This is a genomic window from Gabonibacter massiliensis (assembly GCA_001487125.1).
GTDB classification, from domain to species: Bacteria; Bacteroidota; Bacteroidia; order Bacteroidales; family Marinifilaceae; genus Gabonibacter; species Gabonibacter massiliensis.
On sequence record LN913013.1, the window covers coordinates 978,016 to 999,292 of the forward strand.

Sequence of the window (21,277 nt, forward strand, 5' to 3'; positions counted from 1 at the left end):
TATATTATATTCGAGAATTAAAATAGAAAAGAAGTGAAGAAAGAAACCATTATAAAAATCCTGTTCCTTATCGTACTACTCGATACGGCTGCCGTCATTTACCTTATTTACCGTCCTGTCACGTTAGAGATACAACACGTATCCAAGGTTGTTCCTATGTTGAAGCCGTCGGATATTTATTGTCCGGAAACATTCGATTTGGCAGGCGAATATGTACCTTTAAAAAGAACCGACATTGCAGAAGCATTCCGCAAGGAACTAATCGTCAACACCTATTTACACTCCCATACGATTCAGGTATTAAAGAATGTCTCCCGGTATTTTCCCATCATAGAACCCATATTGGAAGAGGAGGGAATACCGGATGACTTCAAATACCTCGCCGTCATCGAAAGTAGCCTGAACCCCTTGGCCGTCTCTCCCGCAGGAGCCGTCGGCTTATGGCAATTCATGAGCGGTACGGCCAAAGAGCTGGGTATGGAAGTGAACAAAATTGTAGATGAACGGTATCATATTGAAAAATCGACGCGGGCAGCGTGCGCGTACCTGAAAAAAGCAAAAGAGAAATTCGGTACTTGGGTAATGGCCGCTGCTTCCTACAATGCCGGAATGAACATGTTAACAAGACAAATCAATCTTCAAAAAGAGAACAATTATTATGACCTTCTTTTAGGAGAAGAGACGGGAAGATATGTCTTCCGGATCATGGCGATGAAACAAATCATAGAGAACCCCCATTTATACGATTTTCACGTATCGGAGAAATATGAAGTAGAAAAATGCGAAGAAGTCAAAGTCAATAAAAACATCAAAGATCTGGCTCACTTTGCCAACACTCACGGAATATCTTACAAAACTTTAAAACGTTTTAATCCTTGGCTCAGGGCAAACACTTTACATGCTTCCGGAAAGAAAAGTTATTATATTGCGATTCCCCGACAGCCTGAAAAATACAGATAATCGAAGCGGCACACAATTTGCATTACTGTTTTCGTAAGTATGAGTTCCCTAAAAAATAAAATATTCAATGCTATGGAAAAAAATAAAATAACGATCTATTGTGAAAATAACAAACAAGAATATATAATACCCACAGGATGCAGTTTGAAAGAACTCAAACAAATCGTATTCCCCCAGAACCATCAAAATATACTCGGTGCGTTAGTCAATAACGAATTACAGGATTTACATTACGAGATTTACAATCCCAAATGGATAAACTTTATAGACGTTACCTCTCTCGACGGTTATAGCATCTATATCCGTTCTCTTATTTTCGTTCTCTATAAAGCCGTAAAAACGCTTTTCCCGAAAAAGACGTTGATTGTCGAATACTCTATCTCCAACGGTCTGTTTTGCCGGATCGCAAATAAGGACCTGGTTCTTACGCCCGAAACAATCCTGGGTCTGAAAGAAGAAATGACCAGAATCATCGAACAAAACACGGAGATAATACGCCGGGAGACCCCCACGGAAGAAGCTATAAAACTTTTTCAACGGGAAGGATTGAAGGACAAAAAACTCTTGCTTTCCACCCGCGGCAAGATGTATACTTCGGTATATTCCATTAACGGGACCTCGGATTATTTCTACGGAACTCTTGCTCCAACCACGGGTTGTCTGAAAGTATTCGATCTGATCTCCTATAAAGACGGTATGTTGTTGATGTTACCCGACAGAAACAATCCGACGGAAATCTCACCCTTAATCCCACAAGAGAAATTATTCAACATTTTCAGTGAATACAAGAGATGGGGAAAAATCCTGGAAATTTCTCAAATCGGAGATCTGAACCAAATTATAGAAAATAAACAAGTGGGAGCCATGATCAAAATAAGTGAAGCTCTCCACGAGAAAAAAATTTCCCAAATAGCGGATTTAGTCAAAAAGAAACACAAAAAGGTAAAGGTAATCCTGATCGCCGGTCCTTCATCTTCCGGTAAAACAACATTTGGCAAACGATTGGCCGTGCAACTCATGGTCAATGGAATCAAACCCGTAAATTTATCCTTAGATAACTATTTCGTCGACCGGGAAAATACCCCCAGAGACGAAAAAGGAGAATACGATTTCGAAACCATTGACGCTCTCGATATCGACACGTTCAACGATAATATCCTGCAATTACTACAAGGAAATGAGGTCGAGATTCCAAAATTCTCCTTTGAAACGGGACAACGTTTTTACGACGGAGAAAAACTCAGGATCTCAAAGAATAACGTGATTATAGTGGAAGGCATACATGGTCTGAATCCTCGTTTGACGGAGTTCCTGCCCCAAGAAAATCTTTTCAAAATCTTTATTTCGGCATTAACTTCAATATCCATTGACAACCACAATATCATAAACCCCAAGGACAATCGTTTGATCCGACGGATGGTTCGCGATCATAAATACCGGGGATATTCGGCTTGGGACACCCTTAAACGATGGGAAAGCGTACTATCCGGAGAACAAAAACACATCGAACCTTATCAAGAAGAAGCAGATGTTATTTTCAATTCGGCATTGGTATACGAATTAGGAGCTCTTAAACAACAAGCTGTTCCTTTACTGGAAGAGGTACTGACCAAATACCCGGAACACTCCAAGGCTCTACGTCTCTTAAAGTTCTTCTCCTATGTACAATCCGTTCCTACCAGAGAAATTCCGCCGACTTCCATTATTCGCGAATTTCTCGGAGGCAGCTCTTTCAAATACTGACAAAAGACAAAGAAAAGATTAAAGGATTCTGAGATTTAGAGATTAAGCGATTTAGAGATTAAAAAGATTGTATATTGTAATTGTAAATGGAACGCTATTTTCTTAATTTACAATCTACAATCTAAAATTTACAATGAACACGTGGATCGGGTGATTAATAGATTGATGATTGGAAGGTTGTAATTGCATCACGGAATCAATAAATCATTGAATCACAGAATTCTGTTGATTCAAAATGAGTATGCGGATAGGAGGAACAGGTGATCAGTTGCAGAATCACCTGTTCCTCTTACCGCAGGATCCCCTATTATCGCAATAATTTCAAAATATCGGAAGGACGGTCAACGATATGTATCGCTCCGTTTTCTTTCAATTCTTCAGCAGAACGGAATCCCCAGGTCACCCCGATTGAGACGATCCCGCTATTAGATGCGGTCTGCATATCTACGCCGGAATCTCCTACATACAATGCTTCTTCCGGTTTTACCCCGGCCTCCTTTAGAATATCAAAAACAATTGTCGGATCTGGTTTCACCGGAACACCTTCCCGTTGACCATAAACAAAACCGAAGGTATTTTCACCGAAATAATGAGGGATTAAAGCTTGAGTTGCCGAATGGTATTTATTAGAAGCCACCGCCAATAAAATATTTTTCTTTCTCAAGGCCTCCAGCAACTCCGCTATTCCCGGATAGGGAGCCGTGTAATCGGCTTTATGCACGGCATAATAAGCCATAAAATCCTCCCGTATCTTTAACACATTTTCTTCGGTTCTCGCCTCTTCCGGCAACGCACGTTCCAACAACTTGTTGATTCCGTTTCCCACGAAACGTCGATATTCAAGCAACTCATGAGTGGGATAGCGATGCTTTTGCAAAGCATAATTCGTGCTAACCGCCAAATCATCCAACGAGTTCAACAAAGTACCGTCCAAATCAAATATGACTAACTTAACCATAGGCATACCTTTAAAACATTCATCCGCTATCAAATAAAAAAACCACCTCGGCAGGTGGTTCTATGCACGGGAGGAGAGGTTCGAACTCCCGACCCTCGGTTTTGGAGACCGATGCTCTACCAACTGAGCCACTCCCGTGTTTAGCGTTGCAAAATAACAGATTTTTCTCGAGAAAAACAAGTAGAAACCATAGCCTCTCCGGTCATTTTCCCGACACCGATCGGAGTTTCCAGAGCCTAAGCCACTTAATGCATCAAATTTTCACTCCACTCCCGAAAAATTCCGATTTTAAGATTCATCACCGTCAATGATCGTTTTTCGAACGATTCCCCCTCCGACCAACCGCTCTCCCCGGTAGAGAGCTACCGGTTGTCCGGGAGCTACCGCCCAGGCCGGATGGGACAAATACAACATCAACCGATTCCCGGGTAACTTCTCCACCTGAACATACCCCGACGGATTTAACCCCAATCCCCTGACTTTTACCTCTATATCTGCAGCATTCATCTCTTCTGGATCAATAAGATGAACGGATTCTATCTCTATGCGCTTCCGGAACAACGCAGATTTATCACTCACGATAATCCGGTTACTACCCGCCTCTATCCGGGAAACATATTGAGAATTCCCGTCCTTTAAAGGAATATCCCGCTTTTGTCCGATCGTGTAATTCAAAACTCCATGATGGCTTCCCAATACATTACCCTGCTCATCCCATATCTCACCCGTTGAGGAGCCAAAAGACGATCCGGTATGTTGACAGATAAACGTACGATAATCCGTTCCTTGTAAAAAACAGATCCCGGAGCTCTCCCTTTGCTTGGCAAGCAGCGGGAAACCATTCATTCGGGCTATCTCTTTTACCTCCTCTTTCCTGTAGTTTCCCAACGGAGTCAAGGCCCTGCTCAAAATCATCTCGTTCACTCCCCACAAAAAATAAGATTGATCTTTATTGGAATCCACCCCTTTGTATATGTAATAGTGTCCGTTCTCTTTACCGATGCGCACATAATGTCCTGTCGCTATATGTTGAATTCCTTGCCGATCCGCAAACTCTTTCAACAATTCCCATTTGACAAAACGGTTACACACGGCACACGGATTCGGTGTAATACCCGCCAAATACCCCTGAAGAAAAGGAAGAACCACGTCACGTCCAAAACGTTCCCTCCCTTCAATACGATACAAGGGAATTTCTATTTGTTTACAAAACTCCTCCAAATCACGATTGTGTACCTGCCCATTCGCCGGCCATAGATCCATATTTACCCCTATAACCTCATACCCCTGTCGTCGTAACAACAAGGCTGTCACAAAACTATCTACCCCTCCGCTAAGACCGACGACTATTTTTCGCATTCTTCGAATCAGATACAATTAACAAAATCATCCTTCCCTCATGCTACAAACAAAATTAAAAGCTGTGCTGTCAATACGCGCAGGAACATGGTTAACGGATAAACCGTTGCATAACTCACCGAAGGCATATCGTTTCCGACCACTCCATTCGAATAAGCTAAAGCGGGCGGGTCTGTCGTGCTGCCGGCGATCAATCCCATCAAAGTAAAGTAATTGATTTTATAGAAAAGCCTGGCAATGATCCCCACGATCAATAAGGGTAAAACGGTAATTACGACGCCGTATCCGATCCAATTCAATCCGCCCCCATCGATCACCGTCCCCACGAATCCTTCTCCGGCTCCCAACCCGACACCGGCCAGGAACAGAGAAATTCCCACCTCCCGCAACATTAGATTCGCACTCATCGTGGTATAGGTCACCAACTTATAATGAGGACCAAAACGACTGATCAATATGGAAACGATTAAAGGACCTCCCGCCAATCCTAATTTCACCGGTTGAGGAATACCCGGGAACGTAAAAGGAATACTTCCCAAAAAAACGCCCAAAAATATACCTAAGAATATAGGAACCAAATTGGGTTCTCTCAACCTACGCAACGAATTACCCAATACCTTCGCCACATTATTAACAGCAGCCTCCGGCCCCACGACAGTCAAACGGTCTCCCATCTGCAATTGCAAATTCGGCTTAGCGACCAAATCGAAACCGGCGCGATTTACCCGCGTCACGTTTACGCCGAAACAGTTCCGCAACTTCATCTCTCCCAATAACTTTCCGTTTATATCGGATTTGGTAATGACAACCCGTCTTGAAACCAGCTGTTTATCCAATTGTTCCCAGGCAACATCCACCTGTTCTCCCAAAAAGGCTGTAATAGCCTCCATATCTTTCGAGGCAGCCACAACCAATAGTTTATCCCCCGCCTTCAATCGGGTATCGGAAGAACCGATTTCAATCCGGTCATCCCCATGGCAAACCCTGGAAAAAACAAACTTACGGTTGATAAGACGGGTTACCTCCATCACGTCCTTGCCAAACAGAGCCGGATTAGTGACTTTCACGGAAAATTGTTGCGCACTCGTGGCCTTATCTTCATCCTGCTTTTCCAATACCTCATGCTCACGTTCAAATTTAATCCTGAAAATCACACGTATCAGTAAAATAGACCCGATGATTCCGATAACCCCCAAAGGGTAGGCAATCGCGTAACCTAAAGGAATCGTAGGATCACCTATGCCGGTCATATCCGTATAGGCTTGCTGAGCAGCTCCCAATCCCGGAGTATTGGTTACGGCTCCCGAAAGGATTCCTACCATAGTCGTTATCGGCAATCCGGTTATCAAGTGAATCACGTAGGCCGTGATCACGCCCAAAAAGACAATCATTGAGGCCAACACGTTCAAGGTCAATCCCCCTTTCTTAAAAGAGGAAAAAAAACCGGGCCCGACCTGCATTCCCACGGAATACACGAAAAGGATCAATCCGAACTCTTTTACAAAATGCAATGTCGGTTCATCCACCCTCATCCCGAAATGACTACAGATAATACCCACGAAAAGTATCCAGGTAATACCCAGGGAAATCCCTTTTATCTTTACTTTACCCAAAACAATTCCGATAGCGATAACGATAGCGAACACCAAGACGGAGTGCGCTATACCTTGCCCGAAAAATAAGGAGTCTAACCAAGCCATACAATATCTGTTTATTTAATAATTACGAATTCGTTTCCGAACGTTCTTTCATTTTATCTATCGAACGGCAGAAGCGGATATCCTCCCGGAACAATTTACGATATGTAATATGCGTCTTGGATATCTTTGCTCCTATATACTCCATCAAATGAATCATCTGCGGATTAAAATCACCTATCCAGTTCATCTCCAACCAATCATATTTCTTACGCCTTTCGATTATATTACTACAAAATACCCGGATCAAAGCGGCTTCAACACCCTTTCCCTGAAACTCGGACACCACTCCAAAAATCTGTCCCAACGCCACATTTCCTTTCTTGATATGACGGTAATATAAAAATTTTAAAAATCCTATTCCGTTCAATTTCCCATTGAGGTGTTTGATAATATAGTTCAATTCCGGAAACATGATAAAAAAACCAATCGGTCGTCCCTTATAATAGGCAAAATACAACAGATTCGGGTCTAAAATCGGCTTAATAGTCTTAAACAGGGCTTCCACCTGCTCCATTTGCATTTTCCCCACCCCGTGTACATTCTCGTTCCAAGCATGATTATATACCTCTAAAAAGGCTTTTTTCGCCTCCCGGGCATCTATTTGAGAGTAACATACAATCGAATAATCCGGATTTTTCAATAAACGATCCGACTTCCATACCACTACTTTCGAAAGACTTTCCACAACCAACCGGGTCCGATAGGTATATTGCTTGAAATAATCCAGGAAACCGTACTCTTCGAAAAATTTTATATAATATTTATGCGTGTAAGGCATTCCATAGTTTGGTTGCACAAAACCGTCCACCAAGAGGCCCCACCATTCATTGCGTTCGCCAAAATTCACGGGCCCCTCCATCGCCTCCATTCCCCTGGCTTCCAACCACTCCCGGCAACGATCAAAAAGCATAAAAGCCGCCTTTCGATCATCGATACATTCAAAGAAACCCATTCCCCCCACAGCATAAGAATCCATACGACAGGTATGTTCATCGATAAAAGAAGCTACCCTTCCCACGCAAACTCCGTTTTCATCCCTCAGTAACCAACGGGTACATTCTCCGTGCTTAAAATAAGGATTTTTATCAGGATCAAATACATTATTGATATCATTGTCTAAAGGACGTACCCAATTTTTATCATTTTTATAAAGGGTCACAGGCAACATCAAAAACTCTTTTGCCTGTTGTTCATTCTTAACTTCTTCTATTGTATATTCCATAACACTAATTTAAAGAATTGGATACCTGAGATTTTACAAGCCACTTTTCATGATCATGACGAGAACGTATAAAATACTCCCCTCTTTTTATCCACACGACGATCAAAGCCAGCACCATTCTCGGTAACATCAACCACCAAAAAGGTAAGCCCATAACCCAAAACAGAAGAGGATCCTCCAACTGAGAATGGGAGATCGCCAAATGATGGTTCAGTAAATTCGCTTCCCGGTGACTCAACTTACCCGATTTCGCACAATCCAACATGATGGCCGAACCATAGGCCAATCCCACGGTATTACCTACCAACCAAAGAAAAGCGACCTCGGGAGATAACCCGAAAATACGCATCAGGGGCGATAATAAACCGGACAATACTTTTAATACACCAAACTCCTCCAAGACCCGTTGCAAAATCATTAACCCCGAAATCACCCCTACGATTTTCAAAGAGAGAAACAGGGCATTAACCAGCCAATGCTGCATCGTTACCCAAAACGGTAAAACCGTTAAAGTCTCCTTCATCATTTTTTCTCCCATCTCCGGCAATAAAATATTCAATCCGAACGCAGCGACAAAACTCATAACGATCCTTAAAACAATCATACCTATAAAAGAAGAACCCGTTTTCTGCAACACCAAAGTCTCCACGATAAAATTATGAGAAATCAGGCACATGGTCGCCATAATCACACACTCCCGTACGGTAAAATCCAGCGTCGAAAGCAAAGCGATCACCGTGTATATATTCGTAAAAATACTCGTGACAAAAACCAATGCCGCATCGCCCGGCAACCCGACCCATTTAAATAAAGGAGCTGCAAAAGAGGAGATATAAGGCAGAATATCGAAATAAGAAAGCAACGTGACGAACAATGAGACGGGTAACATGATTTTCAAAAACCACGACGACGTCCGCAAGGCAACCGGCAACGCCTTACTTACACAATGTCCCATCCTTTTCCCTATCTTTTTCACCACACGCTTAATTTACAATTCCAAATTAAAATCATTTTTTCGGCATCATCCCCCTTAAACATGCTACCTTAATTCATCCGTTAAAAGCCGTATCTCCATCGTCGGGCTTATTCTCTCGTATAAAATATTATAAACCGCATTGGTAATAGGCATATGTACGTTATAATGTTCATTGATCTCATGAATTCCCTTCACACCAAAATACCCTTCCGCGATCATTAACATCTCTAATTGAGCCGACTTCACGGAATATCCTTTCCCGATCATGGTTCCGAAAGTCCGGTTCCGACTAAATTGTGAATAAGCCGTTACCAACAGGTCTCCCAGATAAGCCGAATTTTTAATATCCCGTTCTATCGGATGTACCGCATCCACGAAACGCTTCATCTCCTGAATCGCATTGGATATCAAAACAGCCTGAAAATTATCGCCGTATCTCAATCCATGACAAATTCCGGCCGCAATGGCAAAGACGTTTTTCAATACGGCTCCGTACTCCGTCCCGTAAATATCATCCGATATCGCCGTTTTCACGTAATGACACTCAAACAATTGCGCTATCGCCCGGGCCAATTTCAAATCTTCACATGAAAAAGTAAGATAAGAGAGACGCTCCAAAGCAATCTCTTCGGCATGGCAGGGACCGGAAATAATTACGATCTGCCCGAAAGGTACATCATAACATTTATGAAAAAACTCCCCGATAATCAAATTATCGTCCGGAATCAATCCTTTTATGGCGGATACGACAATTTTCTCTTTCAACGGAACCCGTAATCGAGATACCACATTTTTCAAAAAGGCACTCGGAATGGCAAAAACAATAATATCCGATTGAGTAACCAATTTATCCAAATCATCGGTAAAATTAATTTTCTCCAGGTCAAATTCAACTTCACACAAATACCGCGGATTGTGATTCAAACCTTTAAAAGCCTTTATGGTCTCTATATTGCGCATAAACCAATTAATACGACCATTGTTTTCCGTCAGCATCTTAGATATGGCAGTAGCCCAACTACCTCCGCCGACAATCCCGATCCTGGGTTTATCACTTATTTGCATGATACTTCTATTAATAATGAACGATTTACGATTCACGAATATCATTTGTGAATCGTAAATCGCAATATAAAACTTTAAATTTATTTATTCAACCACACCCTTACCTCATCCTGTGTCGGGTTCGTCAATCCTAATTTTTCTTTTTTATTAATCCCGCACAATTCCTGGTGAAACTTATTCGGATTCTCAACTTCCTTCAATGACTCCACGGTTTGGTGACCGATCTTCCGAATCACAGGAATCCACTCTTCTGCAATCCCCAATTCTAAAAATTTCTCATCGCCATCTACCGGTATTTTCTTTTCCGGTTTCATTTGAGGGAAAAGCAAAACATCTTGGATCGAAGCACTGTTCGTCAAAAACATACATAAACGATCGATTCCTATTCCCATTCCTGAGGTAGGAGGCATACCGTACTCCAATGCCCGCACGAAATCGTAGTCGATGAACATAGCCTCATCATCCCCCCTCTCCTGTAAAGCCAATTGATCCTTAAACCGATTCAATTGATCTATCGGATCGTTCAACTCGGAGTAAGCGTTTGCCACCTCCTTTCCGTTCACGAACAACTCGAAACGTTCCGTCACGCCGGGATCCGTCCGGTGCATTTTGGTTAACGGGGACATTTCGACCGGATAATCGTAGATAAATGTCGGTTGAATATAATGACCTTCACACTTCTCTCCAAACAACTCGTCTATCAGTTTCCCTTTCCCCATGGTTTCATCTACCTTTAATCCGATGGATAAACAAAACGCCCGAATCTCCTCTTCACTTTTTCCGGTAATATCATAACCGGTATATTCTTTTATGGCATCCGCCATCCTTATTCTTTTAAAAGGACGCTTAAAGTCCACCTCATTTTCGCCAAACGGAGCTTTCGTCGTTCCGTTTACCGCCAATGCCGCCGCCTCTATCATACGCTCCGTACAATCCATCATCCACTTATAATCCTTATAAGCCACGTATACCTCCATACAAGTGAACTCCGGATTATGGGTACGATCCATTCCCTCGTTCCTGAAATTCCGGGAAAACTCGTAAACTCCGTTAAAACCTCCGACAATTAACCGCTTTAAATACAATTCATTAGCAATCCTCAAATAGAGAGGGATATCCAATGCATTATGATGCGTAATAAAAGGACGGGCCGAAGCACCTCCCGGTATGGCTTGCAAAACAGGCGTCTCCACTTCCACACACCCCATTTCATTATAGAATTGACGAATAGCATTGATCATCTTGGTACGCTTCACGAATACCTCTTTCACTTGCGGATTCACGATCAGATCCAAATAACGTTGGCGATAACGCATTTCAGGATCCGTAAACGCATCGAATACTTTTCCGTCTTTTTCTTTTACGACCGGAAGCGGACGCAAAGATTTGGATAACATGGTCAGTTCCTTGGCATGTACGGAAATTTCTCCCATATTAGTACGGAATACATGGCCTTTCACGCCGACGATATCTCCGATATCCATCAGTTTCTTAAATACCACATTATACATCGTACTATCCTCTCCCTCCGAAATATCATCTCGACTCACGTATACCTGTATCCGACCGGCAGCATCCTGTATTTCAAAAAACGAAGCCTTACCCATGATCCGCCGACTCATCATCCGGCCGGCAATCACCACCTCCTCCTGTAACTCTTCGGGAGAGGTTTCAAACTTATCCCGAATCTCTTTAGAGAGATGAGTAACCTTAAATTCCGGAGCCGGATAAGCATTTATCCCCATCTTATTCAACTCATTCAACGAGTTCCGACGAATTATTTCCTGTTCACTTAATTCTATGCTCATTTTCAATCAACTTTTAGCGGTTTTAGAACATACTTCGCGCAAACGAAAGTTTTAATAAAGTGCAAAGATAGTAATAATTTTAGATTTACTAATTCATAACAAACCGATTCCATCATTGAAAAATGAAAAGTGAAAAAAGTTTATTCACCCCTATCTCAACCTCCCCTCTTTTTTCAAACTTTTAGGTTTATCCTCTATCTTTTAACTTTTAGCCCGCTCTGATTTACAATTCGATAGCATAAAATACTCTATCGGTTAAAAAAATATAACTACGAATCTTTTGAAATCACGGGGAAATTCTACTACTTTGTAGCTGAATAGGAGAAAGTGTATAATGAAAAAAAGATGGGTAGTCAATACCCCACCGGAGTGGGAAAAAATAGAAACTTTATCAAAACAACTTAACTGCAGTCATGTCATTGCAAACCTTTTAATACAAAGAGGGATAGAAACTGCAGGCGAGGCCCACGCTTTCTTCAATCCGACTTTAAACATGCTGCACGATCCCTTCCTGATGAAAGACATGGACAAAGCGGTTGCCCGATTAGAAAAAGCCATTCAAACGGAAGAGAAAATCATGATCTACGGAGATTATGACGTAGACGGCACAACGGCCGTGGCATTACTGTACAAATACCTTAAAAATAAATGTGAAAAACCGGAGTATTATATACCGGATCGTTATACGGAAGGTTACGGGGTTTCTATTCGGGCCATCGATTATGCCGCCCAACACGGAATCACCCTCATGATTGTCACCGATTGCGGAGTAAAAGCCGTAGAAAAAGTCCGATACGCTCAAACCAAAGGGGTAGATGTAATTATTTGTGATCATCACACCCCCGGAGAGCAACTACCGGAAGCCGTTGCCGTATTGGATCCGCAACGGAGCGACTGCAACTATCCCTATCGTTGGCTCAGCGGTTGCGGCGTAAGTTTCAAATTGGCCCAAGCTTATAGTTTGAAACACGATCTTCCGATGTCGGAACTTTACAGTTTATTGGATCTTATATGTGTCAGCATCGCCAGCGATATCGTTCCCATTACGGGAGAAAACCGAATACTGGCTCACTACGGCCTACAACAGCTCAACGAACGCCCCAGCTTGGGGCTGAACACCATATTAAAATTTTCCGGCATCAATAAACCTCTAACGATCAACGATATCGTTTTCCGTATCGGCCCCAAGATCAATGCTGCCGGACGGGTTGAATCGGGTAATAAATCGGTCGAACTACTCATCGCCGATGATGCCCAAAAGGCGATGGAGGTTGCCGAAAGCATCAATAACTTCAACGACCAACGCAAAAAACTGGATCACAACATCACGGAAGAAGCCTTGGAGTATATCGGTCAGGCCCAATACGATCAATCCCAGAAAGCCACGGTTTTATTTAATCCCAACTGGCATAAAGGAGTTATCGGAATCGTGGCATCCCGATTAACGGAGTACTATTACAGGCCGACCGTCATCCTGACCGAGTCTAACGGTTTAGCTACGGGATCCGCACGTTCGGTAGAGGGATTCGACCTTTATTACGCCATTTCCCAATGCAGTGAATATTTAGAAAATTACGGGGGACACAAATATGCTGCCGGGTTAACGTTAAAACTCGAAAACATCGAACCCTTCCGTAAAAGATTCCAACAAATCGTCAGTGAAACGATCACCGACGAGATGTTGATTCCGCAAATCAATATCGATGCTAAAATAAAATTGGGAGATATCACTCCGGAGCTTTATAACATGATTCAAAAATTCGCTCCTTTCGGACCGAATAACAACATTCCCGTTTTCATGACGGAAAACGTGACCAATTTTATCGGATCAAAGCAGGTCGGACGTAACAACGAACATCTCAAATTAGTGGTGGTAGACGACACCCGTATCTGTAATGACCGGAGCGGCATCGCCTTCAGCATGGGGGATTACTTTAACCGCATCAGTAAAGGAGAATATTTCGACATCTGTTACACCTTGCAAGAAAACGTTTTCATGGGAAAAATCGATATACAAATGATGATTCGAGATATTAAATTCAAAGAAGATAATAGATAAATGCAATCGTTCTCTTCCAAATTAGTAGAAAAAGCGGTAGAACAATTTGCCACCCTACCGGGTATCGGACGTAAAACGGCCCTCCGATTCGCCCTTCATATACTACACCGAAATAAGGAAGAGGTCGAACAGTTCACAAACAGCATTTTGCAGTTAAAAGAATCCATTCGGGAATGCAACCAATGTCATAACATCACGGATCAGGAAACATGCGAAATCTGTGTCGATCCGCAACGGGACACCGGCACGATTTGCATCGTGGAAGACATCAGGGATCTGATGTCTATCGAAGCCACAGGACAATACCACGGTATTTACCACGTACTGGGAGGAATCATCTCTCCCATGGACGGCGTCGGACCGGCCGATTTACATATTGACACGTTAATTTCCCGGATATCAACCTCTCCGGTAAAAGAGATCATTTTCGCCTTGCGAGCCACCATTGAAGGAGATACTACCGGTTACTATATCTACAAAAAACTACCCCGACGGGAAGAATTGATTATCAGCACCCTTTCCAAAGGAATCGCCGTGGGAAACGATCTCGAATATACCGACGAACTCACTTTAGGACGTTCCATCATCAACCGGGTAGCGTTCAAAATCTGAACCCCGCACCTTTTATATCTCCATGCTCCGCCGTTTAATCAATAGGGTATCATGAAATACGGCTTCCCGGAATTACATATCAAAGGCAAAAGGCAGTAATTGACTGGCTTTAACACTGATAGTCGTTTTTCGTCCTATTAAAACAACGTCGAAGTCAGACCGGTATCGCTTTATCACTTCGGAGACCACTTGTCGGCAGGCTCCGCAGGGAGTTATAAACTCTTCCAAAGGGACCCCTTTATTACAGGCCGCAACAGCCATGGCTTTTACTCCCACCTCTGGAAAGGAGGAACAGGCATAAAACAAAGCCGTACGCTCGGCGCAGATTCCCGAGGGGAAAGCCGCATTTTCCTGATTCGAACCGCACACGATCTCCCCGTTATTCAGCAAAACAGCTGCTCCTACCGCAAATTCGGAGTATTTACAATAAGCATTACGCGTCATTTCAGAGGCAGCATGACATAACTCCTCATACTCTTCCGGGCAAGATTCTTTATATACCTTGTATTCTATCTTCAATTCCGCTTTTTCCATTCTGTTTTTTTTATTATTTTTACCGCCTAATATAAAACAATATATCCGATGATGAACAAATTTTACTTTTTTTTCATTTTTTGCTTGGCTTGTTGCCAAGTAGCCGCGGCAAATCCGGATAGCAGACAACACTATATCAAAAAATACAAGGATCTCGCGATTCAGGAAATGGACCGTACCGGTATCCCCGCCAGTATTAAATTAGCTCAAGGAATATTGGAATCGGGTTGCGGCAGATCCGAGCTCTCTATAAATGCCAATAATCATTTCGGTATCAAATGCCATGACTGGAGCGGCCCCAGTTTTAAAAAAGACGATGACCGGAAAAACGAATGTTTCCGTAAATACAAAAGTCCGGAACAGTCATGGGTAGACCACAGTAACTTCCTGACTTCACGCTCGAGATACTCCTTTCTTTTCGAGCTTTCTAAAACGGACTACAAAGGATGGGCCAAAGGATTGAAAAAAGCAGGATATGCCACGGCACCGGATTATGCTCAAAAGCTGATCAGAATCATCGAGGAAGAAAAATTATTCATCTACGACCGCCCCGGGAAACGGGTAAAACCGATTCCCTACGAAATGAATTACACCCTGAACGGGGGACCGGACTATCAACAACGAGTCGTGTATATCAACAACAGACCCTGTATCAAAATTAAGGAAGGGGACACGTTCGAAGCCATTGCCCGGTATTTCGGAATCCCGTTAAAACGGTTATTGGCTTACAACGACAAAAAGGAGACTTCCATTCGAACAGGTATGCATGTATTTCTAAAGCACAAGAGAAATAAAGCGCCTAAAGGCTATACCTTTCATAAAGTCAAAAAAGGAGATAGCATGTATATGATTTCTCAAATATACGGTATCAAATTGAATCGGTTACTTCGATATAATTTTATGGAAAACGGAGGCCAGCCTCAAATCGGCGAAATGATATCTCTAAGAGGTTATTCTCAACTCTATTGATCGTCATAATGAAAAAAACAACAAGTGAATTTTTACTCTACAATAGTATCTTCGGTCTATTTGTCGGCGGAAGTTATATCGTAGCTTCTTTAGTGTTCTTCTGGAGCGGGAAAAATATCTCACTGAACCCGCAACTGAACAACATCATTTTAATGCTAACGATTGCCGGTATTTTTTTAGGAATAAAAAAATTCCGGGACGACCATTTAGAAGGAATCATCTCTTACGGAAAATCCTTCTCGACCGGAATATATATCCTAACGATTGCCTCTTTTCTCTATGCCTTATACATCTTTATTTTTTACACGAGTGATCCCGATCTGATGGAGCAATTCAAAAAAGTAATGCTCTCCATCCTAAAACAAATATACGGGAACACGCCTCTTTACGAAACGTTTGAAAAAAGTATTCAATCTTTTTTGTATCCCGCCAGTATCGCTGTCGGAGAGTTCCTGAACAAACTATTTTTCGGTATCATTCTCACGCTATTTTTAGCCGGGATTTTACGCAAACGCGTTTCTCGTTATTAACATTAATACAATAACCATGGATTTATCTGTTGTCATTCCTTTATATAACGAAGAAGAATCATTACCCGAACTTATAACATGGGTCAACCGGGTCATGGAAGAGAATCATTTCAGCTATGAAATCATTTTAGTCGACGATGGCAGCAACGATGGTTCCTGGAAGGTGATCGAAGAACTATCCCGGAAAGATTCCCGCGTGCACGGAATCAAATTCAGAAGAAATTACGGGAAGTCCGCCGCCTTGCATTGCGGTTTCGAAGATGCCCGGGGAGACGTGGTCATTACCATGGATGCCGATCTTCAGGATAGTCCGGACGAAATACCCGAGCTTTATCGTATGATCACGGAAGAGGATTTCGATTTGGTATCCGGCTGGAAAAAGAAAAGATACGATCCGATCACGAAAACCATACCGACAAAGATATACAATGCAACAGCCCGGAAATTTTCAGGAATATATCTGCATGATTTCAATTGCGGACTAAAGGCATATAAAAATAACGTGGTGAAAAACATAGAGGTATACGGTGAAATGCACCGCTATATTCCCATTTTAGCGAAACAAGCCGGATTCACCCGTATCGGAGAAAAAGTGGTCCACCATCAGGCGCGAAAATACGGAGTGACCAAATTCGGTCTCAATCGTTTCATCAACGGCTTCTTAGACTTATTATCCGTAACCTTTATCACGCGATTCGCCAAAAAACCGATGCACCTTTTCGGGGCATTGGGGACCGTTTTGTTTATCATCGGTTTTTTTGCGGCCGGATGGTTGGGGATAGAGAAGCTGATAGCATTAAGCAAAGAGATAAAAGCTCCTCTTGTTACCCATAATCCCTACTTTTATATCGCTCTGACCTGTATGATTCTCGGAACCCAGTTGTTTTTAGCCGGATTTTTAGCCGAATTGATCTCCAGAAGCGCCAATGACAGAAATGTATACAGAATAGAGAAAAAAATATAAAGAAATTCCAAATTTTATCCTACTTTTGGACGGTGTATGTGCAAATTTTAATTTATAAATAAAATATCATGACTGAAAAGATTCAACAAACCCTTAGGGACTCCAAAGCTGCCAGATGGACAGCCTTGATCCTTATTGCATCGACCATGTTTTTTGCGTACATGTTTGTAGATGTTTTATCCCCATTACAAACCTTATTGGAGACGGAACGCGGATGGAGTCCGGACGTATTCGGAATGGAAGAAGGTTCCGAATTTTTCTTAAACGTTTTTTTCTTCTTCCTCATTTTCGCGGGTATCATCCTCGATAAGATGGGTGTTCGTTTTACGGGACTTCTCTCGGCTTCTCTAATGGTTATCGGAGGATCCATAAAACTATACGCCATCACCGAATACTTTAACAACGGCGGTGTAGGGTATGAATTTTTCAACTCTTTCTGGACAAGCGTTCCCGCCAGTGCTAAAGTCGCTTCCATCGGATTCGCCATATTCGGTTGCGGTACGGAGATGGCCGGTATCACCGTATCAAAAGCGATCGTAAAATGGTTTACCGGAAAAGAATTGGCGTTAGCCATGGGTCTGGAAATGGCCATAGCCCGTTTAGGGGTATTTGCCGTATTCCGTATCTCCCCGCTATTGGCCGGAAGTATCAATCCGGACATCGTAACCCCGGTTGCCGTGTGCTGTACCTTACTTTGTATCGGTCTGCTGACTTTCTTGGTTTACGTATTCATGGATAAGAAACTGGATAAACAAATCGGTGAGATGAGCACGGAACCGGAAGATCCTTTCCATATCAGCGACATCGGGAAATTATTTACCAGCAAAACATTCCTTATCGTTGCCTTCTTATGCGTGCTCTATTACTCGGCTATCTTCCCGTTCCAGAAATTCGCAACGGGTATGTTGGAAAGCCGTTTAGGACTCAGCGCAACCGATGCGGCAGCCGTATTCTCCTGGTTCCCGATCGGGGCCATGGTTCTGACTCCCCTGTTAGGTGCCTATCTGGATCATAAAGGTAAAGGAGCAACCATGTTAATCATAGGAGCTCTCTTGATGTGCGGTTGTCACCTGATCTTCGCGTTAGCACCATTGAATCATTTTATCGCTTACGTGGCCATCGTTATTTTAGGAATCTCTTTCTCTTTGGTTCCGGCAGCCTTATGGCCCTCCGTTCCCAAATTAGTAGAAAACAGATACTTAGGATCGGCTTATTCCGTTATTTTCTGGATTCAGAATATCGGTCTGTTGTCTTTCCCTATCCTTATCGGATGGTCTTTAAAAGCAAGTAACCCGGGTGTTTCCGAACAGATTAAAGCCGGAGTCGAAGGTGTAAGCTATAACTATACCGTTCCGATGTTGATTTTCGCCAGTTTGGGCGTTTTGGCTTTCCTTTTAGGTTTATGGCTAAAAGCCGAAGACAAGAAAAAAGGATACGGTTTGGAATTACCGAATATCGAAAAATAAAATCATTTATCAAATTATCGCTAAACGGGTGTTTCACTTTGTCGAAACACCCGTTCGTATTATACGGTAGTATTATACCAAAATAAAAACTATTTTTGCATGCATACGATATGAATAGATAAAACCAAAAATAAAGAATAAAACATGGCAAACAGAATAACGACTCTCTTCGACATAAAATACCCGATCATTCAGGGCGGTATGGTATGGTGCAGCGGATGGAAGCTGGCCTCCGCCGTAAGCAACAATGGCGGATTAGGTCTGCTCGGAGCGGGTTCCATGCATCCGGAAACTCTCTTGGAACACATACGCAAAATGAAACAAGCCACGGACAAACCTTGGGGTATCAATATCCCTTTGCTCTATCCGGAAATGGAGAAACTCATCGATCTTATCATTAAGGAAGAGGTAAAGATCATTTTTACCTCTGCCGGAAGTCCTAAAAAGTGGACTCCCTTATTGAAATCTCACGGGATCACGGTTGTCCACGTTGTCAGTAGTGCCGTTTTCGCCCGGAAAAGCGAAGAGGCCGGAGTGGATGCAGTCGTGGCGGAAGGGTTTGAGGCCGGAGGACATAACGGACGGGAAGAGACTACCACTTTGACCCTAATACCTAACGTGGTTAAACATTGTTCTCTTCCGGTCATTGCAGCAGGCGGCATCTCCTCCGGAGAGTCAATGCTGGCCGCAATGGTTTTAGGAGCTGAAGGAGTACAAATCGGCAGTCGTTTTGCCGTGGCCGCAGAATCTTCGGCCCACGTGAATTTCAAACAGAAAGTTTACGAACTCGAAGAAGGCGATACCATGCTGGCATTAAAAAAATTAGCTCCTACCCGCCTGATAAAGAATGCATTTTACGAACACATCAAAGAACTGGAAGATAAAGGAGCCGATGCCGAAACATTGAAAACGGTTTTAGGAAAAGGCCGGGCTAAAAAAGGTATTTTCGAAGGAGATATGGAAGAAGGAGAACTGGAAATAGGTCAAATCTCTTCCATGCTACAACGGGAAGAGAGTGCGGAAAACATTATTACCGATATCGTTACCGCCTACGAACAAGCATTGAAAAATATAGAAAAACTATCTATTTAATACGCGACAGAAAAACGATGATTCACTATTCCCGACATATATTGGATAACGGACTGACGGTTATCTGTAACACGGATACCGGAACTCCTTTCGTTTCCGTAAACATACTGTATAAAGTTGGTGCAAAAGATGAAGATCCGAACAGAACCGGATTCGCCCATCTTTTCGAACACCTGATGTTCGGCGGATCCGCTCACGTTCCCGATTACGACTATCATGTGCAGAAAGCCGGAGGAGACAGTAACGCATTCACCAATAACGACTATACCAATTATTACATCACCATCCCTGCAGCCAACATAGAAACAGCCCTTTGGCTGGAATCGGACCGGATGCTCAGTCTTAACTTTTCCCAAAAATCCCTCGACGCACAACGAAACGTGGTAATCGAAGAATTCAAACAACGTTACCTGAATAATCCTTACGGGGACATTTGGCTGAAATTGAGACCATTGGCTTACAAATTCCATCCTTACCGATGGCCTACCATAGGTAAAAAAATCGAACACATCGAAGAGGCGACTTTAGCAGAGGTCGAAGATTTCTTCCATCGTTTCTACGCTCCGGACAACGCCATTATCAGTATCAGCGGAAATATAAAAGAATCTCGGGCTTTGGAGTTGGTGAAGCAATGGTTCGGAGATATCCCTCCCTCCCATACCGTAAAAAACAGGATATCTCCGGAACCCGAACAGACGGAAGCCCGGCAATTGATCTGCGAGCACAATAAAGTTCCCGCGGATGCCCTGTATAAGGTATTCCACATGGGCGACCGCTATTCGGATAATTTTTACGCCTGTGATATTATTTCGGATATCCTGTCCAACGGACAATCCTCCCGTCTATACGTCAACTTAATAAAAAACAGCAAGCTTTTTTCAGAAATAGATGCTTACGTGACAGGCGACATGGATCCCGGTCTCTTCATCTTTTCCGGAAAACTATCGGAGGGCGTGAAAATCGAAGAGGGAGAACAGGCCATTCAAAACGAGATCGATCGTTTTATTCAGGAGAACGTATCGGAAAGAGAGCTTCAGAAAGTCATCAATAAGACCGATGCCCGTATCTCTTACAGCGAAATCAACTACCAGGGGAAGTCTGCCAATTTGGCATTTTTCGAGTACCTCGGAGATATCGACCTGATCAATACAGAGCGCAACCGGTATATAAAAATAACCCGGGAAATGATAAAAAATACGGCGCAACAGCTATTTACGCCTGCAAACAGTTCTACCCTATGGTACCTGAAATAAAATACAG

Annotated in this window: 18 protein-coding genes and 1 tRNA gene; 10 read left to right on the forward strand and 9 right to left on the reverse strand. The window is 42.8% G+C overall.

What is annotated here, in order from left to right:
• Nucleotides 1-33 precede the first annotated feature (33 nt).
• Entirely contained in the window at nt 34-960 is a 927-nt protein-coding gene (locus BN3283_RS08390) for a lytic transglycosylase domain-containing protein (protein WP_041504315.1), read from the forward strand.
• Between the two features lie 72 nt (nt 961-1,032).
• Nucleotides 1,033-2,703 (forward strand): nucleoside kinase, encoded by a 1,671-nt coding sequence (locus BN3283_RS08395; RefSeq protein WP_059026369.1) that lies wholly within the window; start codon nt 1,033-1,035, stop codon nt 2,701-2,703.
• Nucleotides 2,704-3,010: 307 nt separating this feature from the next.
• On the opposite strand, the gene BN3283_RS08400 is transcribed toward BN3283_RS08395, so the two are convergent.
• The 8 genes from BN3283_RS08400 to lysS form a co-directional block, all read right to left on the reverse strand.
• On the reverse strand, nt 3,011-3,661 hold the full coding sequence (locus tag BN3283_RS08400) for an HAD family hydrolase (protein ID WP_059026370.1): 651 nt from the start codon (nt 3,659-3,661) through the stop codon (nt 3,011-3,013).
• Between the two features lie 65 nt (nt 3,662-3,726).
• Nucleotides 3,727-3,799 (reverse strand) — tRNA-Trp (locus BN3283_RS08405).
• Nucleotides 3,800-3,949: 150 nt separating this feature from the next.
• Nucleotides 3,950-5,020 (reverse strand): tRNA 2-thiouridine(34) synthase MnmA, encoded by a 1,071-nt coding sequence (gene mnmA / locus BN3283_RS08410; protein WP_059026371.1) that lies wholly within the window; start codon nt 5,018-5,020, stop codon nt 3,950-3,952.
• A gap of 38 nt (nt 5,021-5,058) precedes the next feature.
• A complete protein-coding gene (locus tag BN3283_RS08415; protein WP_059026372.1) occupies nt 5,059-6,720 on the reverse strand; it encodes a putative transporter in 1,662 nt (553 codons plus the stop codon).
• 22 nt (nt 6,721-6,742) lie between these two features.
• Nucleotides 6,743-7,942 (reverse strand): hypothetical protein, encoded by a 1,200-nt coding sequence (locus tag BN3283_RS08420; protein ID WP_059026373.1) that lies wholly within the window; start codon nt 7,940-7,942, stop codon nt 6,743-6,745.
• Between the two features lie 4 nt (nt 7,943-7,946).
• Nucleotides 7,947-8,918 (reverse strand): nucleoside recognition domain-containing protein, encoded by a 972-nt coding sequence (locus BN3283_RS08425; protein WP_286137607.1) that lies wholly within the window; start codon nt 8,916-8,918, stop codon nt 7,947-7,949.
• Between the two features lie 63 nt (nt 8,919-8,981).
• Nucleotides 8,982-9,983 carry an NAD(P)H-dependent glycerol-3-phosphate dehydrogenase gene (locus tag BN3283_RS08430; protein ID WP_041504310.1) on the reverse strand — a complete coding sequence of 334 codons (1,002 nt, stop codon included), beginning with the start codon at nt 9,981-9,983 and terminating at the stop codon, nt 8,982-8,984.
• Nucleotides 9,984-10,063: 80 nt separating this feature from the next.
• Entirely contained in the window at nt 10,064-11,791 is a 1,728-nt protein-coding gene (gene lysS, locus BN3283_RS08435) for a lysine--tRNA ligase (RefSeq protein ID WP_059026375.1), read from the reverse strand.
• Nucleotides 11,792-12,125: 334 nt separating this feature from the next.
• On the opposite strand from lysS, the gene recJ reads away from it, so the two are divergent.
• Entirely contained in the window at nt 12,126-13,850 is a 1,725-nt protein-coding gene (gene recJ / locus BN3283_RS08440; protein WP_041504308.1) for a single-stranded-DNA-specific exonuclease RecJ, read from the forward strand.
• Nucleotides 13,851-14,462 (forward strand): recombination mediator RecR, encoded by a 612-nt coding sequence (gene recR / locus BN3283_RS08445; protein WP_041504307.1) that lies wholly within the window; start codon nt 13,851-13,853, stop codon nt 14,460-14,462.
• Between the two features lie 72 nt (nt 14,463-14,534).
• Here the strand turns inward: recR and cdd are convergent, their stop codons facing one another.
• Nucleotides 14,535-14,996, reverse strand: a complete 462-nt coding sequence (gene cdd, locus BN3283_RS08450; protein ID WP_059026376.1) for a cytidine deaminase — start codon at nt 14,994-14,996, stop codon at nt 14,535-14,537.
• 48 nt (nt 14,997-15,044) lie between these two features.
• On the opposite strand from cdd, the gene BN3283_RS08455 reads away from it, so the two are divergent.
• The 6 genes from BN3283_RS08455 (at nt 15,045) to BN3283_RS08480 (ending at nt 21,270) form a co-directional block, all read left to right on the forward strand.
• Nucleotides 15,045-15,965 (forward strand): glucosaminidase domain-containing protein, encoded by a 921-nt coding sequence (locus BN3283_RS08455; protein WP_286137608.1) that lies wholly within the window; start codon nt 15,045-15,047, stop codon nt 15,963-15,965.
• Between the two features lie 8 nt (nt 15,966-15,973).
• A complete protein-coding gene (locus BN3283_RS08460) occupies nt 15,974-16,495 on the forward strand; it encodes a DUF4199 domain-containing protein (RefSeq protein WP_059026377.1) in 522 nt (173 codons plus the stop codon).
• A 16-nt stretch (nt 16,496-16,511) separates the two neighbouring features.
• The gene (locus BN3283_RS08465; protein WP_041504301.1) at nt 16,512-17,459 is read left to right on the forward strand and encodes a glycosyltransferase family 2 protein; all 948 of its coding nucleotides are present in this window, start codon (nt 16,512-16,514) and stop codon (nt 17,457-17,459) included.
• 68 nt (nt 17,460-17,527) lie between these two features.
• Nucleotides 17,528-18,925 (forward strand): MFS transporter, encoded by a 1,398-nt coding sequence (locus tag BN3283_RS08470; RefSeq protein WP_059026378.1) that lies wholly within the window; start codon nt 17,528-17,530, stop codon nt 18,923-18,925.
• 144 nt (nt 18,926-19,069) lie between these two features.
• Entirely contained in the window at nt 19,070-20,017 is a 948-nt protein-coding gene (locus BN3283_RS08475) for an NAD(P)H-dependent flavin oxidoreductase (RefSeq protein WP_059026379.1), read from the forward strand.
• Nucleotides 20,018-20,034: 17 nt separating this feature from the next.
• Nucleotides 20,035-21,270 carry a M16 family metallopeptidase gene (locus tag BN3283_RS08480; RefSeq protein ID WP_059026380.1) on the forward strand — a complete coding sequence of 412 codons (1,236 nt, stop codon included), beginning with the start codon at nt 20,035-20,037 and terminating at the stop codon, nt 21,268-21,270.
• The last annotated feature ends 7 nt before the right edge of the window (nt 21,271-21,277 follow it).

Excerpts from the sequence above, each read along its gene's own strand:
- BN3283_RS08395 (WP_059026369.1), top strand. The coding sequence starts at position 1,033 with ATGGAAAAAAATAAAATAACGATCTATTGTGAAAATAACAAACAAGAA.
- BN3283_RS08400 (WP_059026370.1), bottom strand. The coding sequence starts at position 3,661 with ATGGTTAAGTTAGTCATATTTGATTTGGACGGTACTTTGTTGAACTCG.
- mnmA (WP_059026371.1), bottom strand. The coding sequence starts at position 5,020 with ATGCGAAAAATAGTCGTCGGTCTTAGCGGAGGGGTAGATAGTTTTGTG.
- BN3283_RS08415 (WP_059026372.1), bottom strand. The coding sequence starts at position 6,720 with ATGGCTTGGTTAGACTCCTTATTTTTCGGGCAAGGTATAGCGCACTCC.
- BN3283_RS08420 (WP_059026373.1), bottom strand. The coding sequence starts at position 7,942 with ATGGAATATACAATAGAAGAAGTTAAGAATGAACAACAGGCAAAAGAG.
- BN3283_RS08430 (WP_041504310.1), bottom strand. The coding sequence starts at position 9,983 with ATGCAAATAAGTGATAAACCCAGGATCGGGATTGTCGGCGGAGGTAGT.
- lysS (WP_059026375.1), bottom strand. The coding sequence starts at position 11,791 with ATGAGCATAGAATTAAGTGAACAGGAAATAATTCGTCGGAACTCGTTG.
- recJ (WP_041504308.1), top strand. The coding sequence starts at position 12,126 with ATGAAAAAAAGATGGGTAGTCAATACCCCACCGGAGTGGGAAAAAATA.
- recR (WP_041504307.1), top strand. The coding sequence starts at position 13,851 with ATGCAATCGTTCTCTTCCAAATTAGTAGAAAAAGCGGTAGAACAATTT.
- cdd (WP_059026376.1), bottom strand. The coding sequence starts at position 14,996 with ATGGAAAAAGCGGAATTGAAGATAGAATACAAGGTATATAAAGAATCT.
- BN3283_RS08455 (WP_286137608.1), top strand. The coding sequence starts at position 15,045 with ATGATGAACAAATTTTACTTTTTTTTCATTTTTTGCTTGGCTTGTTGC.
- BN3283_RS08460 (WP_059026377.1), top strand. The coding sequence starts at position 15,974 with ATGAAAAAAACAACAAGTGAATTTTTACTCTACAATAGTATCTTCGGT.
- BN3283_RS08465 (WP_041504301.1), top strand. The coding sequence starts at position 16,512 with ATGGATTTATCTGTTGTCATTCCTTTATATAACGAAGAAGAATCATTA.
- BN3283_RS08470 (WP_059026378.1), top strand. The coding sequence starts at position 17,528 with ATGACTGAAAAGATTCAACAAACCCTTAGGGACTCCAAAGCTGCCAGA.
- BN3283_RS08475 (WP_059026379.1), top strand. The coding sequence starts at position 19,070 with ATGGCAAACAGAATAACGACTCTCTTCGACATAAAATACCCGATCATT.
- BN3283_RS08480 (WP_059026380.1), top strand. The coding sequence starts at position 20,035 with ATGATTCACTATTCCCGACATATATTGGATAACGGACTGACGGTTATC.